The sequence below is a fragment of the Streptomyces sp. NPDC022552 genome, from assembly GCF_055561875.1.
Window position 1 is genome coordinate 38,403 of sequence record NZ_JBVHGJ010000008.1, and the last position, 15,950, is coordinate 54,352.

Genomic DNA, 15,950 nt, shown 5'->3' on the forward strand with positions numbered 1-15,950 from the left:
TCCTACGGCTCTCGGTCTCAGTCGTCTTCGTTGTCGCCGAAGTCGGGGCGGACGCCCCGGGCGGCCATGACCTCGTCGTTGGAGGTGCCTGCGGCGACCATGGGCCAGACCTGGGCGTCCTCGTGGACGATGAAGTCGATCACGACCGGGCGGTCGTTGATGGCGTTGGCCTCTTCGATGACCTTGTCCAGGTCGGCCGGGTCCTCGCAGCGCAGGGCGACACAGCCCATGGCCTCGGACAGCTTGACGAAGTCCGGGATACGGGTGCCCTTGCGGGGCGCCGTGCTGGCGCCGACCTGGGAGCCGGTGGCCTCGTGGCCGGTCTCGTCGGAGTGCAGGACCGTGCTCGAGTAGCGCTGGTTGTAGAAGAGGGTCTGCCACTGGCGGACCATCCCGAGGGCGCCGTTGTTGATGATGGCGACCTTGATCGGGATGTTGTTGAGCGCGCAGGTGACGAGCTCCTGGTTCGTCATCTGGAAGCAGCCGTCGCCGTCGATCGCCCAGACCGGGCGGTCCGGCATGCCGGCCTTGGCGCCCATGGCGGCCGGGACCGCGTAGCCCATCGTCCCGGCGCCGCCGGAGTTCAGCCAGGTGGCCGGCTTCTCGTAGTCGATGAAGTGGGCCGCCCACATCTGGTGCTGGCCGACGCCGGCCGCGTAGATGGTGTCGGCGGGGGCGAGCTGGCCGATGCGCTGGATGACCTGCTGCGGCGAGAGGCTGCCGTCCTCCGGCAGGTCGTAGCCGAGCGGGTAGGTCTCGCGCCAGCGGTTCAGGTCGCTCCACCAGGAGGTGTAGTCGCCCTGGTTGCCCTCGCTGTGCTCGGCCTGGACGGCCTGGACCAGGTCGGCGATGACCTCGCGGGCGTCACCGACGATCGGGACGTCGGCGGCGCGGTTCTTGCCGATCTCGGCCGGGTCGATGTCGGCGTGGACGATCTTGGCGAAGGGGGCGAAGCTGTCCAGCTTGCCGGTGACGCGGTCGTCGAAGCGGGCTCCGAGGGCGACGATCAGGTCGGCCTTCTGCAGCGCGGTGACGGCGGTGACCGCACCGTGCATGCCCGGCATTCCCACGTGCAGCGGGTGGCTGTCGGGGAACGCGCCCAGCGCCATCAGGGTGGTGGTGACGGGGGCTCCGGTGAGCTCGGCGAGAACCTTCAGCTCGGCGGTGGCGCCGGCCTTCAGGACGCCGCCGCCGACGTACAGGACGGGGCGCTTGGCGGCGGTGATCAGCTTCGCGGCCTCGCGGATCTGCTTGGCGTGCGGCTTGGTCACCGGGCGGTAACCGGGCAGGTCGGTCTGCGGCGGCCAGCTGAAGGTGGTCTTCGCCTGCAGGGCGTCCTTGGCGATGTCGACCAGGACCGGGCCGGGACGGCCGGTGGAGGCGATGTGGAAGGCCTCGGCGATCGTCCTCGGGATGTCCTCGGCCTTGGTGACCAGGAAGTTGTGCTTGGTGATCGGCATCGTGATGCCGCAGATGTCCGCCTCCTGGAAGGCGTCCGTGCCGATGGCCTTCGAGGCGACCTGGCCGGTGATCGCGACCAGCGGGACGGAGTCCATGTGGGCGTCGGCGATCGGGGTGACCAGGTTGGTCGCGCCGGGACCTGAGGTCGCCATGCAGACGCCGACCTTGCCGGTCGCCTGGGCGTAGCCGGTGGCGGCGTGGCCCGCGCCCTGCTCGTGGCGGACCAGGATGTGGCGGACCTTCTGCGAGTCCATCATCGGGTCGTACGCGGGGAGGATGGCGCCGCCCGGAATACCGAAGACGGTGTCGGCCCCCACTTCCTCGAGAGAACGGATGAGGGACTGCGCACCCGTGACGTGCTCGACGGTGGTGGCGGACTGTCCGCCGCTACGGGCCCGCGGCTGCGGATGGTGCCCGGTGGCCTGCTCGGTCATCAGCATTCTCTTCTCGAAGCAGAGGGTTTTTGCGAGGGTTTGGGAGGAGCCGGTGCAACAAAAAACCCCTCGTGCCGGGAGGCAAGCGAGGGGAGCGCGTCGGTAGCGTTTCAAGCCGGGCCGTCTTGGCCCTGCTTCAGCCGACGCGCTTTCCAAGTACGAGAATTCGGGTGCGCATGGCACTGACCCTCCCCCCGACGCACCATCAGTGTCAAGTGGGTGGGACGGGCGTCTCATTATTTGAGCGGATCGGGGGACGGTTTCCGGCTGGAACCGCCTCTCCACCAGGGACGGGGTACTCGTCCCGTACGAGCGCGCGGCGCAGCCGGTACTCGTCGAGGGGACCCGAGAAGGCCATGCCCTGGCCGTGGGTGCACCCCATGGCGCGCAGGGCGAGCACCTGCTCGGGGACGTCCACGCCGTCGGCGACGGACTGCAGGCCCAGGTCGGAGGCGATCCGGAGCAGCCCGCTGGTGATCTTGCGCAGCCGGGCGGACTCCACCACGCCCTCGACGAGCCCTCTGTCCAGTTTCAGTACGTCGACGGGGAGGCGGCGCAGCGCGTTGATGGCCGCGTAGCCGCTGCCGAAGCCGTCGAGCGCGATCCGTACCCCGAGCCGGCGCAGAACGACCAGGCGCTGCTCCAGGTCGTCGAAGGAGACCCGGGGGTCGCTGTCGGCCAGCTCGATCATCAGGGAGCCCGAGGGGAGCTCGTAGCGGGTCAGCAGCGCCTCGACGGAGCCGAGCGGCAGCGAGCGGTCGAGCAGGCGGCGGGCGGAGAGCCGGACGGAGACCGGGGTCCGGTGGCCGAGCCGGGCCCGCTCGGCGGCCTGCTCGACGGCCTGCTCGAGGAGCCAGCGGCCGAGCTGGGCGACGCGCTCTCCGTCCTCGGCGACCCGCAGGAACTCGGCGGGGGTGAAGAGGATGCCCTGAGCGGAGCGCCAGCGGGCCTGGGCGGCGACGGCGGTGATCCGGCCGGTGGAGAGGTCCACGACCGGCTGGTGGAGCAGGGCGAACTCGCCGTCGTCCAACGCGGTGCGCAGCCGGGTGGCCAGCTCGGTCCTGCGGACGATCTCGGCCTGCATCTGCGGGGCGTACATCTCGACGCGGTCCTTGCCTGCGGCCTTGGCCCGGTACATGGCCAGGTCGGCGTTGCGCAGCAGATCGCCGGCGCTGATGCCGGGCTCGGCGAAGGCGACGCCGATGGAGGCGGCGACCCGCACCTCGTTCCCTCCCTCGACCTGGTACGGCTGGGAGAGCGTGAGGCGCAGCCGGTCGGCGATCTCGTGGACCTGGTACTCGCGGGCGGAGCGGTCCCGTGAGCCGTCGCCGAGGATCAGCGCGGCGAACTCGTCGCCACCGAGCCGGGCGGCGGTGTCCCCGGCCCGTACGGAGTCCTGGAGGCGGCGTGCCGCCTGGACGAGCAGCTCGTCGCCCGCCTGGTGGCCGAGCCGGTCGTTGACCGCCTTGAAGCCGTCGAGGTCGATGAAGAGCACGGCGGTGCCGGGGTCGGAGGAGCGCCGGCCGGCGAGCGCCTTGCGGACGCGCCGGGTGAACAGCGCCCGGTTGGGCAGGTCGGTGAGCGGGTCGTGCTCGGCGTTGTGCTGGAGCTGGGCCTGGAGGCGGACCCGTTCGGTGACGTCCCGGCTGTTGAAGATCAGACCGCCCTGGTGACGGTTGACGGTGGACTCGACGTTGAGCCAGTCGCCGCGGCCGGAGCGGAAGCGGCACTCGATCCGTGTGGTGGGCTCCTCCGAGGGAGGAGCGGCGAGGAAGCGGCGGACCTCGTGGACGACTCCGCCGAGGTCCTCGGGATGGATGAGCGAGGCCAGCTCGGAGCCGATCAGGTCCTCGGCCTCCCGTCCGTAGACCCCCGAGGCGGCGGGGCTGACGTAGCGGAGTATGCCGGTGGGCGCGGCGATCATGATGACGTCGCTGGAGCCCTGCACCAGGGACCTGAAGTGGTTCTCCTTCTGGGCCAGTTCGTGGGTGAGGGCGATGTTGTCGAGGAGCATGATGCCTTGGCGCACGACCAGGGCGAGCACGACCGTACAGCCGGTGAAGACGACCACGCGGTCCACTCTGCGTCCCTCGACGACGTTGTACAGGATGCCGAGCGTGCAGACCGCCGCGGCGAGATACGGGGTGAGAGCGGCCAGCGAACCGGCGACCGGCCGGCTGTGCGGGCGCTGGCCGCGCGGGGAGGAGACCCCCTCGGTGGTCCGGCGCACCCCCCAGGGGGCGTATGCCAGGAGCAGCGAGCCGGCGAACCAGCCGGCGTCGAGCAGTTGGCCGGAGGTGTAGTTCTCGCGGAACAGCGGCGAGGTGAACAGGGCGTCGCACAGCACGGTGAGGGCGAGGGCGGCGATGGCGGTGTTGGTCGCCGAGCGGTTCACCTGAGAGCGGCGGAAGTGCAGGGCGAGGACCATGCTGACGAGAACGATGTCCAGCAGGGGGTACGCCAGGGTGAGCGCGGCCCGGGCGACGCTCTCGCCCTCGAAGTGGGCGGTGTGCGCGAGGGCGAGGCTCCAGGAGAGGGTGAGCAGCGAGCCGCCGATGAGCCAGGCGTCGAGGGCGAGGCAGACCCAGCCGGCCCGGGTGACGGGCTTCTTGGCGAGCACGAGCAGGCCGACGATGGCGGGCGGCGCGAAGAGCAGGAAGAAGACGTCGGCGAGGGAGGGGCTTGGGACCTCCCTGCCGAGCACGACTTCGTACCACCCCCAGACGGCGTTCCCGGCGGCGGCCATGCCCGAGGAGAAGGCGAACAGCAGCCAGGCGGGGCGGAAGCGGCTGTCGTGCAGGCGGGCGTAGAGGAAGCAGGAGACGCCCGCGGCGAGGGCGGCGGCGCTGAGGCCGAAGTCGCCCATGATGAGGGCCAGTTTCTCGGATCCCCAGCCGAGGGCGGCACCGGTCGCGTATCCGGCGCAGACCAGCCCGAGGAGGACCTGGGTCAGGACCACCGGGCTCCCGGAGCGGGCGGGGCCGCGGCGGCCCTCCCCCGGCCCGGGGGCGACGCCGGCTCGCGCGACGCGGCCGCGCTCGATGAGCGCGCCGGGGGCGCTCATCGCCGCCACCGGGGTTTCGTGCCCGTCAGAGCGCGGGGACGCGGTGAAGCGCCGGACCCACGAGCGGACGGCGCCCGGGGCGGGGTCTGAGGCGGCCGGGGGCGGACCCGAGGCGGCCAGGGCGGGGTTCGGCGAGGCGAGCGGGCCTGGGCCCGGTGTGTCCGCGTCGCGGTCCGGGGCGCCTGGGCCCTGGACCGCGGCCGGGTCCGAGGCGTCCGGCTCGGAGGTGCGCCGGTCGGCCTGGACGGGGAGACCGGCTCCGCCGGTCGACCTGCGGAGGCCGGGGCCCTGCGGGTGCGGCCCGGTGCTGTCGTCGCGTGCGAGGGTCGTCGACGGCGGCCCCGCCGCGTCGGCTCGTCGGTCCATCGGCCGTACATCACCCGTCGCCCCCCTCGGAATCTGATGTCCCGTCACTTCGCTCCCCGGCGTCAGCTCGTACTCGACGCAGCCCCCCGCTTCGGGACGATACACCAGGACCGTCACTCAGGGACAGGGGTGCTGTACTCTGCGTGACGGTCCGGAGGCTCGCGAGAGGCGCACTGAGGGGGCGCTCTGCACGGCCGCGCGGCTCAGGTCGTCAGGACCACGTTCGCCAGCCGCTCCCCCGCCGCGAACCGGGTGAGCTGGGCGGCGATCAGCCGCTTGGCGCGGGGCATGAACGCCGAAGTGGAACCACCGACATGGGGACTCAGCAGAACACCGGGAGCGTGCCACAACGGGTGACCCGGCGGCAGGGGTTCGGGGTCGGTGACGTCCAGCGCCGCGGTGATCCTGCCGCTCTCGACCTCCTTGAGCAGCGCGGCGGTGTCCACGACGGGACCGCGGGCCACGTTCACCAGAAGGGCGCCGTCCTTCATCCGGCCGAGAAACCCCGCGTCGGCGAGGTGCCTGGTCCCGGGCGTGAGCGGAGTGGAGAGGACGACCACGTCCGCCTGCGGGAGAAGGGCGGGGAGCTCCGTGAGGGGCAGCACGGGACCGCGCTCCGTGGTGCGTGCGGAGCGCGCGACGCGCACCACCCGCGCGCACTCGAACGGCACGAGCCGGTCCTCGATGGCGGCGCCGATCGATCCGTACCCCACGACGAGGACCGACTTGTCGGCGAGCGCCGGATAGAAACCGGCCCGCCACTCCTCCTTGTCCTGGCCCCGGACGAAGCCGGGGATCCCGCGCAGGGAAGCGAGGATCAGGGCGAGCGTCAGCTCGGCGGTGCTGGCCTCGTGGACGCCCTTGGCGTTGCACAGCTCGACGCCCGGGGGCAGTGAGCCGAGTCCGGGCGTCACATGGTCCGTGCCCGCCGAGAGCGTCTGCACCGCGCGCACCGAGGTCATCCCGGCGAGCGGCCGCACGGCGATCTCCGAGCCCTTCATGTACGGGACCACGTAGAAGGCGCAGCGCGCCGGATCGGCGGGGAAGTCGGGACCGCCGTCCCAGAAGCGGTAGTTGAACCCCGACGCACCCGGATCGGGAAGTCCTTCGATCTCGTCCGCGGGAATCGGAAGCCAGACGTCGGCGGTCGTCTCATCGAGTGTCATGACCGGGAGGCTATGCGAAGAATCCCGGTCGCCATTGGTTACTTTGGGGACGGCACAGGGAGGGGTACCGGCAGGTGGAGCGCAGGACTATCGGGGCGGCGGCGCTCGACGTGGGCGCGGTCGGCCTGGGCTGTATGCCGATGAACTGGGCGTACAGCGCCTCGCAGCAGCGCGGGGACCGCTCGCTGCGTACGGTGCACGCGGCGCTCGACGCCGGGGTGAGCCTGCTCGACACCGCCGACATGTACGGGCCGTTCACCAACGAGCTGCTGGTGGGGCGGGCGCTGAAGGAACGCCGGGCGGAGGCGTTCGTGTCGACGAAGTGCGGTCTGCTCGTGGGCGATCAGCATGTCGTGGCCAACGGCCGGCCGGGGTACGTGCGGCGGGCGTGCGACGCCTCACTGCGGCGGCTGCAGACGGATGTGATCGATCTCTACCAGCTGCACCGGGCGGACCCGGAGGTGCCGGTCGAGGAGACCTGGGGCGCGATGGCCGAGCTGGTGTCGGCCGGCAAGGTGCGGGCGCTCGGGTTCTGCGCGGTCGGGGCGCGGGCTGCGCGGCGCGGTGGAACCGCACACCTGCATGACGAAACGATCCGGCAGTTGGAGCGGATCCAGCAGGTCTTCCCGGTGAGCGCGGTGGAGGCCGAGCTGTCGGTGTGGTCGCCGGAGGCGCTGGAACGGCTCCTGCCGTGGTGCGAGGCGCGGGGTGTGGGGTTCCTGGCGGCGATGCCGCTGGGGAACGGTTTCCTGACCGGGACGCTGACGCCGGGCGGGGGTTTCGAGCCGGACGATCCACGGGCCCGGCATCCTCGGTTCACGGCCGAGATGATGGCGGCGAACCAGCCGCTGGTGGCGGGGCTGCGGCGGGTGTCGGCACGGCACGGGGAGGACGTCACTCCGGCGCAGGTGGCGCTGGCGTGGGCGCTGGCTCAGGGGCCGCACGTGGTACCGATCCCCGGGGCGAAGCGGGAGTGCTGGGCGGTGGAGAACGCGCGGGCGGCGGAGCTGGTGCTCACGGCCGGGGATCTCGCCGAGATCGCGCGGCTGCCGGCGCCGCGTGGATCGTGGGACTGAGCGGGGCCGGGAGTGTGGGGCCGAGCGGGGCCGGGAGTGTGGGCCCGAGTTCGTGGGAGTGAGGTTGCCGGGGTGAGCGCGGGAACCTGATCGGGCCGAGCGGTGTATCAAGGGTAGTGATCGCCGCTCGAAGGGATCGGGACCGTGAGCCGAGCTTTTGTGGGAGCCGTGGGGGCCGCCGCCGTGCTGGGGCTGCTGGCGGGTTGCACGTCGGGGGGAGACGGGGGCGGGGAAGGAGCCGCGTCGCCGTCAGGAGCCCCCTCCGTGTCCGTGTCCGCGCCGGAATCGGGGACGCGGGGCTCTCCGGGCTCCGTGCGCGTCGCCGGGACGCTGACCGAGGATCTGGAGTCTCCGTGGGGTGTGGCCGCGCTGCCGGACGGTGATCTCCTCGTCGCCTCGCGTGACGAGCGCACGATCACCCGGGTCGACGCGGGGACGGGCAGGAAGACGCCGGTCGGAGAGGTGCCCGGGGTGGTTCCCGGCGGCGAGGGCGGCCTCCTCGGCCTGGCCGTGCGGGACGGCCATGTGTACGCGTACTTCACGGCGGAGTCGGACAACCGCATCGTCCGCATGCCCTACGGAGGCGGGGCGTCGGACCGTCTCGGCGCGCCCGAGGTGGTCCTCTCGGGCATCCCGAAGGGGAACGTGCACAACGGCGGGCGGATCGCGTTCGGCCCGGACGGAATGCTGTACGCGGGCACGGGCGAGCGCGGCGAGACGGGGCTCGCCCAGAACGTGGAGTCGTTGGGCGGCAAGATCCTGCGGATGACACCGGAGGGGAAGCCGGCGCCCGGCAATCCGTTCCCCGGCTCGGTGGTCTACTCGTACGGTCACCGCAATGTGCAGGGGCTGGCCTGGGACGCGGACGGGCGGCTGTGGGCGGCCGAGTTCGGCCAGAACACCTGGGACGAGCTGAATCTGATCGAGGCCGGGAAGAACTACGGCTGGCCGAAGGCCGAGGGCACGGCGAACGTGTCGGACTTCGTGGACCCGGTGGCCCAGTGGAGGACGGAGGAGGCGTCGCCGAGCGGTATCGCCTATGCGGAGGGCGCGATCTGGATGGCGGGCCTGAGAGGCGAGCGCCTGTGGCGGATCCCGCTGTCCGGAGCGGAACGCTCCGGCGACCCCGAGGCGTTCCTCGTGGAGGAGTACGGCCGGCTGCGCACGGTCCTCGCGGCGGGTGACGGCAGGCTCTGGCTGACCACGAGCGAGACAGACACCCGGGGCACGCCCGAGCGCGGCGACGACAAGATCCTCCGCCTGGAGGTCGGATAGGGGCCCGATGTTCAACCTGATGGAAGAACTGTTCGCGCCGAGCCAGAAGCACACCGCCGACGAGCGGCAGCGGCTCGAACTGACCCGGGAGGACCTGGGCGACGCCGACCCCGGCCGCGGGCCGATCGACCTCGGCTCGGGCGCGGTGACGATACGGGTGCCGGCCCTGGTGACCCGCGACGACGACGAGGGCAACGGGGACGGGGACGACGACGGGGACGAGGGGCCCTGACCGTGGGGACGGTGCCGGCTTCTAGGGCGCCGGCTCCAGCAGGCGGAGACGGTGGGCCAGGGCGGCCGCCTCGCCTCGGCCGGAGACGCCCAGCTTGGCCAGGATGTTGGAGACGTGGACGCTCGCCGTCTTCGGGGAGATGAAGAGCTCCTCGGCGATCTGACGGTTGGTGCGGCCCGCGGCGACCAGCCGCAGGACGTCCTGCTCACGGGGGGTCAGACCGAAGGCGTCGTCGTCCGGTTCGGGTTCCGGGGTGCGGTCGGGCGAGGTCAGCGGGAGGCGGGCCCGGCCGGCCAGGAGCTCGACGTCCTCACGGAGTGGGTGCGCGCCGAGACGGACGGCCGTGGTGTGGGCCTCGCGGAGCAGCGCGGCGGCCTCGTCGCGCCGGCCGCCCTCGGCGAGGAGGGCGTCGGCGAGGCGGTGCCGGGCGAGGGCCAGCAGATGGGGCCGCTCGAGCGGCTCGTGGGCGGCGACGGTCTCCGCCCAGCGGTCCACGGGTTGGCGGCCCTCGGCGCGGTCCAGCTCCGCCGAGGTGTGCAGGGCGTACGCCTCCCAGACGGGTGCCGGGGTCGCCGTCCCCCGGGCGGCGCGGCGGAGCAGTGCGAGCGTCTCCGCCCGGCCCTCCTCGGCGGCGGGCAGGCCGAGGGCGTCCGCCTCGGCCGTCGCGGCGGCGAGGAGCAGCGGCCAGGCCTCGCGGTGCGTGCCGGGCGGGAAGCCGGCCTCGACGGCGGCGGCGAGCACGGTCCGCACGTCCTGGATCCGTCCGGTGACAGCGGCGAGGCTCAGCTCGACCATGCGGGTCGGGATGACGTACTGAGGCATCGGGTCGGCCTCGCCGAAGTACTCGCCTGCGACGGCGAGCTGGGTGACGGCCGTGGCCGGCTCGCCCCGGACGAGGGCCAGTTGGGCGAGCCGGAGCGCTACGGAGCCGCGCGGCTTGGACCGGGTCCCGGCCCGCTCCAGCCACTCGCAGTTGCGCTGTGCCTCGCACCACAGCCCCAGCGCGAGCTGTGACTCCGCCAGGTTGGAGCGGATCCAGCCCTCGCTGTCGAGGAGCCCGTGGTCCCTGGTGAGCCGGATGCCCTCCTCGGCGACCTGGGCGGCCTCCCGGGAGCGGCCGAGGTTCTCCAGGGAATGGGAGAGGTTGACATAGGCGCGGGAGGCCTCGTGGTGGAGGCCGAGGGCGCGGGTGCGATCGCGTACCTCGCGCATGGTGGCCAGCCCGACCTCGCGGTCGCCGGCGCCGACCTGCAGGGTACCGAGGGTGAGGCGGGCGGCGAGTTCGATGGACTCGTCCTTGACGAGACGGGCGTATTCGACGGCCCGTTCGGCGGCGGTGAGGCTCTCGGGGCCGGGCTGGTGGAGCATGCCCCAGCCCGCGGCCACGACGAGAACACGCGCGTGCACGCTGGACGGGGGAAGGCCCTTGACGAGTTCCTGGGCGGTCGCGATCTCGGCCCAGCCGTCGGAGCGGCCGAGTCCGGAGACGATGCGGGAGCGTTCGGTCCAGAACCAGGCGGAACGCAGCGGGTCGAGCTCCTCGGCCTCGTCCCCTTCGAGGAGCCGCAGCGCCATCTTGCCGATCTTCAGGGCGCGTTCGCGCTCTCCGCACAGGCGGGCGGCGTACGCGGCCTCGGCGAGCAGGTCGAGATAGCGCAGGGGGGTGGTCTCGGGGTCGCAGCCGCACGGCGGGTACGCCTCGGCGTAGTCCATCGGTCGCAGGGAGCGGCGCACCTCGTCGGGGACCTCGTCCCAAAGCTCCATGGCCCGTTCGAGGAGCCGGAGTTGCTCGGCGTACGCGTAGCGCTTGCGGGTCTCGACGGAGGCGCGGAGCACGGCCGGCAGCGCCTTGGCGGGGTCGTGGGCGCGATACCAGTAGGTGGCGGTCCGGGTCGCGCGCTCGTCGGCGCGGACGAGGGAGGGATCGGCCTCCAGGGCCTCGGCGTAGCGCCGGTTGAGGCGGGAGCGTTCGCCGGGCAGCAGGTCGTCGCTGACGGCCTCGCGGACCAGCGAGTGCCGGAAGCGATAGCCGTCGCCGTCGGGGACGGCGAGCAGGATGTTGGCGCCGACGGCGGCCCTGAGCGCCTCGATGAGCTCGTCCTCGGAGAGCCGGGCGACGGCGGCCAGCAGCGCGTACTCGACGGTGGAGCCGCCCTCGGCGACGATCCGGGCCACGCGCTGGGCGTCCTCGGGGAGCGCCTCGACCCGGACGAGCAGCAGATCGCGCAGCGAGTCGCTGAGGGAGCCGGGGGCGCAGCCGGCCTCGTGGGAGACGACGAGCTCCTCGACGAAGAAGGCGTTGCCGTCGGACCGGTCGAAGACCCCGTCGACGAGGGCCGCGTCGGGTTCGGCGGCGAGGATGCCGGTGAGCTGGCGGCGCACCTCGGCGCGGGTGAAGCGGGCGAGTTCGATGCGGCGGATGGTCCGCAGCCGGTCGAGTTCGGCCAGGAGCGGGCGCATCGGGTGGCGGCGGTGGATGTCGTCGGAGCGGTAGGTGGCGACGACGACGATCCTGCCGCGGCGCAGGGTGCGCAGGAGGTAGGCGAGGAGGTGCCGGGTGGAGGCGTCGGCCCAGTGCAGGTCCTCCAGGACGAGCACGATCGTACGGTCGGCGGCGAGGCGTTCCAGGAGCCGTACGGTCAGTTCGAAGAGGCGGGCGGTGGAGTCCTCGTGGGAGGGCTCGTGGCTGCCGACGTCGCCGAGTTCGGGGAGGAGCCGGGCGAGTTCGCCCTCCTGCCCGGCCGCGGCGGCGGCGAGTTCGTCCGGGAGCCGGCGGCTCAGGGCGCGCAGAGCCGTGGAGAAAGGCGCGAACGGGAGCCCATCCGCGCCGATCTCGACACAGCCCCCGACGGCGACGTACGCGCCGCGGTCCTGGACCGTGGCCACGAACTCCTCGATGAGCCGGGTCTTGCCGACGCCCGCCTCGCCGGCGACGAGCAGAGCCTGGGGCTCTCCGTCGGCGGCGCGGACGAAGGCGTCGGTGAGGGCGGTGAGTTCACCGGCCCGGCCGACGAACACGGGGCTGACTGACCTGGTCTCCACGGCGCCGAGCATCGCACAGACGTCCGTCGTCCGGGCCATGCGGGTTCACGCGGCCTTGACGAACCGGCCGGGCCGGGCGCTCACCCGCCCCTCGGCTTCATGGTCGCCGGACCGCTCGGCCTTCGCGGCCCGCCGCGCCTGGACGGCCTGGCGGACCAGGCGCTGGGCGGCGGCCTCACGGACGAGCTCGGAGTGGTGCATGCGGTGCAGTTCGTACGCGAACATCTCGTTCTCCCTGGTGTCGGTATCGCTCCTTGCGATGCCTCGACTCTCGTCTCCCAGGGGGTGCGGCCACATCGGGCGTGTGCCGCATGTTCGGCGTACGGGGGGCCTTAGGCGGGCCTCAGGGGGCCTTAGGACGCGGTCGGGAGGTTCAGGAACAGGTCGAAGAACATGCCCGCCGACAGGAACAGGCCGATCGCGCCCAGGACGGCGCCGGCGAGGGCCACGGCGCGGACCCAGGTGGGCCGCTGCGGGCGGACGAGGACGAGCAGGGCGACGACGAGGGCGAGGAACGCGAAGACGCCGTTGACCAGTGCGGTGCTGTGCCAGGCGTCGGCGTAGATCTCGTTGATCTGCTGGGCCGCGGTGCCGCCCTGGGCCTTGATCTGCCCGATGAGGGTCTCCCGCTCGCTGACGACCTTGCCCATCCAGGTGCCGGTCAGGGCGGCGAGCCCGAGGCCGGCGGAGACGACGGCCGCGGCGGCCGCGCCGACTCCGTCGCCGGAGGCCGCGGCGGAAGCCGCCTCGACCTCGTCGATGTCCTCGTCGTCGTCCAGCTCGTCGAACTCGTCCGACTCCTCAACAGACTTGGCGGTCCCGGCGTTCTCGGCCGCCTCGGCCTTCTCGGCCGCCTCGGCCTTCTCCGCCGTCCCGGCCTTCTCCGCCGTCTCGTCGGGCGCCGGCGTCTCGTCAGTCTTGATAGTCATGCGCCGCACGCTAGGTGCCACATATGAGAAGCGCCTTAACGAACGGCCTCGGACCGGGGCTTCAGGACGCCGGCTCGGCCTTCTGGGCCTGCCACTCCGGTGCGAGCACCGACCAGACCTCCATGTCGAGGCGCCGGCCGCGGTACGCGTAGCTCTCGCGCAGCACGCCGTCCTTGGTCATCCCCAGCCGCCGGGCCACCGCGATGCTGCTCTCGTTCTTCGAGGAGACCAGCCACTCGACACGGTGGATGCCGCGTTCCCCGATCGCCCAGTCGATGATCGTCCGCGCGGCCCGGGTGACCAGACCCTTGCCGACGGCCGAAGGCTCCAGCCAGCAGCCTGCCTCGGCCGTCGCCTGGTCCACGTCCATCGCGCGGAAGAGCACGCCGCCGACGAGGGTGCCCTCGGTCCAGATGCCGTAGATCCGGCCGGCGTCGTTCGCGGCCTTCTCGGCGTACGCCTGGAGGAAGGAACGGGCCGAGTCGAGGTCCGCCACGACGTCGGCGAGGGCGATGTGCTGCCCGACGAACTCGCGCCCCCGGTCCATGTGGGTGAGGAACTCCTCGGCGTAGGAGGGCTCCAGCGGCCTCAGTTCGGCGCCGTCGTCACCCAGCGATATCGCGAACACTGTTCTCGTCCTCCGCAGTCGAAACCGTCACACGCTGTGTGGGGATCTTCGCACGGGCGTCGGCGGCGGCGCGGGACTCCGGAGGTTCGATGCTGATGCGGGGCAGCCGGCGGTCGAGCCAGCGGGGCAGCCACCAGTTCGCCCCACCCAGCATGTGCATGAGGGCGGGGACGAGCAGGGTCCGCAGGACGAAGGCGTCCAGCGCGACGGCCGCCGCGAGCGCGATGCCGAACATCGCCACGACCCGGTCGCCGGAGAGCACGAAGGCGAGGAAGACGGAGATCATGATGACCGCCGCGGAGTTGATCACGCGGCTGGTCTCGGCGAGCCCGACCCGGACCGCCCGCCGGTTGTCGCCGGTCTCCAGCCACTCCTCGTACATCCGGCTGACCAGGAAGACCTGGTAGTCCATGGAGAGCCCGAAGAGCACCGACACCATGATGACCGGCAGGAAGGGTTCGATCGGGCCCGCGCTGCCGAGGCCGAGGAGCTCGCTCCCCCAGCCCCACTGGAAGATCGCGACGACGATGCCGAAGGCGGACGCGACGGCGGCGACGTTCATCAGCGCGGCCTTCAGCGGGATGCCGAGGGAGCGGAAGGCGACCAGGAGCAGCACGGAGCCGAGGGCGACGACCACGCCCACGAAGAGCGGCAGCTTGCCGACGATGATCTCGGCGAAGTCGTCGTACGAGGCGGTGACGCCGCCCACGTGCACATCGAGCGAGGTGCCCTGCTCGGCCGCAGGCAGCACGTCCGTGCGGAGCCGGTCGACGAGTTCGCTGGTGGCCTTCGACTGCGGCGAGGAGTCCGGTACGACGGTCAGGGCGGCGGTGTCCCCGGCGCTGTTGTAGACGACCGGGGAGACGGCTTCGACACCGCGGGTGTGTGCCAGCTCGGCCGGCAGCTCACCCATCGCGACACGGTCGTCGGCGCCGTCGATCTCGGCGACGAGGGTGAGCGGCCCGTTGACCCCGGGCCCGAAACCGTCGGCGAGCAGGTCGTACGCCTGCCGGGTGGTCGAGGTGGCGGGGTCGTTGCCCTGGTCGGAGGTGCCGAGGTGGAGCGAGAAGGTCGGCAGCGCCAGGACCAGCATGACGACGGCGGCGACCGCGCCGAGCAGCTTGGGGTGGCGCTCGACGAAGGCGGACCAGCGGGCGGCGAAGCCGGTCGGCAGCTCGGGCTGGGGCCCGTGCTCGGCGAGATGCCGGCGCTCGCGGCGCGAGAGCGCCCGCATCCCGATGAGCGAGAGCAGCGCGGGCAGCAGGGTGACGGACGCGGCGACCGTGAGGACGACCGTCAGCGAGGCGGCGATGGCGACGCCGTTGAGGAAGCTGAGTCGCAGTATGAGCATGCCGAGGAGGGCGATGCAGACGGTTGCGCCGGCGAAGACGACGGCACGGCCGGTGGTCGCGACGGCGATCTGCGCGGATTCGGGGACCGAGAGCCCGCGTTTGAGCCCCTTGCGGTGGCGCGTGACGATGAAGAGCGCGTAGTCGATGCCCACGCCGAGGCCGATGAGCATGCCCAGCATGGGGGCGAAGTCGGCGACGGTCATGACATGGCCGAGGAGCACGATCCCGGAGTACGCGATGCCGACGCTGACGAGCGCGGTGGCGATGGGGAGTGCGGATGCGGCGAGCGAGCCGAAGGCGAGGAAGAGGACGACGGCCGCGACGACGACGCCGACGGCCTCGGCCACATGGCCGCCGGAGGCCTCGGTGAGGGCGACGGCGCTGCCGCCGAGCTCGACCTGGAGGTGGTCGTCGGCGGCCCCGCGGGCCGTGTCGACCAGGGCCTGGGCCTGGGACTTCGGGATGTCGTCGGCCTGCTCGTGGAAGATCACCGGGGCGTAGGCGGTCCGCCCGTCCTCGCTGATCTGCGCCTGGGCGGCGGGGCCGTCGTCGTAGGGCGAGGTCACGGACGCGATGCCGGGCAGTTCGGCGACCTCGTCGAGCATCTCGGTCATGCGCTGCTCGACACCGGTGGCGCGGACGCTGCCCTGGTCGGTGTGCCAGACGATGGTGTTGCTGTCGCCCCCGGAGCCCGGGAAACCCTTCTCGAGGAGGGCGGTGGCACGGCCGGACTCGGTGCCGGGGACCTCGTAGTCGTTGGAGTACGCCGAGCCCGCGACCGATGCTCCGGCGACGGATCCGCCGAGGACGGTGAGCCAGAGCAGAACGGCGACGAGGCGGTGCTTGATGCACCACCGTGCGATGGCTGCCAAAGGACGTGCTCCCTGGTGGGTGGTTCGTGGATCTTTACCGGGGAACAGCCCGC

Annotated in this window: 11 protein-coding genes; 3 read left to right on the plus strand and 8 right to left on the minus strand. The window is 72.3% G+C overall.

Annotation, left to right across the window (positions count from 1 at the left end):
* Positions 1-17 precede the first annotated feature (17 nt).
* The 3 genes from ACZ3OF_RS21475 to ACZ3OF_RS21485 all read right to left on the minus strand — a co-directional run bounded on the left by ACZ3OF_RS21475 (position 18) and on the right by ACZ3OF_RS21485 (position 6,491).
* Positions 18-1,895: an acetolactate synthase large subunit gene (locus tag ACZ3OF_RS21475; RefSeq protein ID WP_361672246.1), complete on the minus strand. Its 1,878-nt coding sequence runs from the start codon at positions 1,893-1,895 to the stop codon at positions 18-20.
* A 211-nt stretch (positions 1,896-2,106) separates the two neighbouring features.
* Positions 2,107-4,959, minus strand: a complete 2,853-nt coding sequence (locus ACZ3OF_RS21480; RefSeq protein ID WP_361672702.1) for a putative bifunctional diguanylate cyclase/phosphodiesterase — start codon at positions 4,957-4,959, stop codon at positions 2,107-2,109.
* A gap of 569 nt (positions 4,960-5,528) precedes the next feature.
* On the minus strand, positions 5,529-6,491 hold the full coding sequence (locus ACZ3OF_RS21485; protein ID WP_361672249.1) for a 2-hydroxyacid dehydrogenase: 963 nt from the start codon (positions 6,489-6,491) through the stop codon (positions 5,529-5,531).
* A 74-nt stretch (positions 6,492-6,565) separates the two neighbouring features.
* On the opposite strand from ACZ3OF_RS21485, the gene ACZ3OF_RS21490 reads away from it, so the two are divergent.
* The 3 genes from ACZ3OF_RS21490 to ACZ3OF_RS21500 all read left to right on the plus strand — a co-directional run bounded on the left by ACZ3OF_RS21490 (position 6,566) and on the right by ACZ3OF_RS21500 (position 9,074).
* Entirely contained in the window at positions 6,566-7,567 is a 1,002-nt protein-coding gene (locus tag ACZ3OF_RS21490; protein WP_467306225.1) for an aldo/keto reductase, read from the plus strand.
* Positions 7,568-7,711: 144 nt separating this feature from the next.
* Positions 7,712-8,842, plus strand: a complete 1,131-nt coding sequence (locus ACZ3OF_RS21495) for a PQQ-dependent sugar dehydrogenase (RefSeq protein WP_467306227.1) — start codon at positions 7,712-7,714, stop codon at positions 8,840-8,842.
* A 19-nt stretch (positions 8,843-8,861) separates the two neighbouring features.
* Complete coding sequence (locus ACZ3OF_RS21500; protein WP_467306229.1) at positions 8,862-9,074, plus strand: DUF6191 domain-containing protein; 213 nt, start codon at positions 8,862-8,864, stop codon at positions 9,072-9,074.
* A 21-nt stretch (positions 9,075-9,095) separates the two neighbouring features.
* On the opposite strand, the gene ACZ3OF_RS21505 is transcribed toward ACZ3OF_RS21500, so the two are convergent.
* From ACZ3OF_RS21505 to ACZ3OF_RS21525, 5 genes are all read right to left on the minus strand, one after another.
* Complete coding sequence (locus tag ACZ3OF_RS21505) at positions 9,096-12,155, minus strand: helix-turn-helix transcriptional regulator (protein WP_467306231.1); 3,060 nt, start codon at positions 12,153-12,155, stop codon at positions 9,096-9,098.
* Positions 12,156-12,161: 6 nt separating this feature from the next.
* Complete coding sequence (locus ACZ3OF_RS21510; RefSeq protein WP_467306233.1) at positions 12,162-12,341, minus strand: hypothetical protein; 180 nt, start codon at positions 12,339-12,341, stop codon at positions 12,162-12,164.
* Positions 12,342-12,469: 128 nt separating this feature from the next.
* On the minus strand, positions 12,470-13,045 hold the full coding sequence (locus ACZ3OF_RS21515) for a hypothetical protein (protein WP_467306235.1): 576 nt from the start codon (positions 13,043-13,045) through the stop codon (positions 12,470-12,472).
* A 61-nt stretch (positions 13,046-13,106) separates the two neighbouring features.
* A complete protein-coding gene (locus ACZ3OF_RS21520) occupies positions 13,107-13,673 on the minus strand; it encodes a GNAT family N-acetyltransferase (RefSeq protein ID WP_361672264.1) in 567 nt (188 codons plus the stop codon).
* The gene (locus ACZ3OF_RS21525; RefSeq protein WP_361672267.1) at positions 13,651-15,897 is read right to left on the minus strand and encodes an MMPL family transporter; all 2,247 of its coding nucleotides are present in this window, start codon (positions 15,895-15,897) and stop codon (positions 13,651-13,653) included. Before ACZ3OF_RS21525 ends, ACZ3OF_RS21520 begins: the two co-directional genes overlap by 23 nt.
* Between the last annotated feature and the right edge of the window lie 53 nt (positions 15,898-15,950).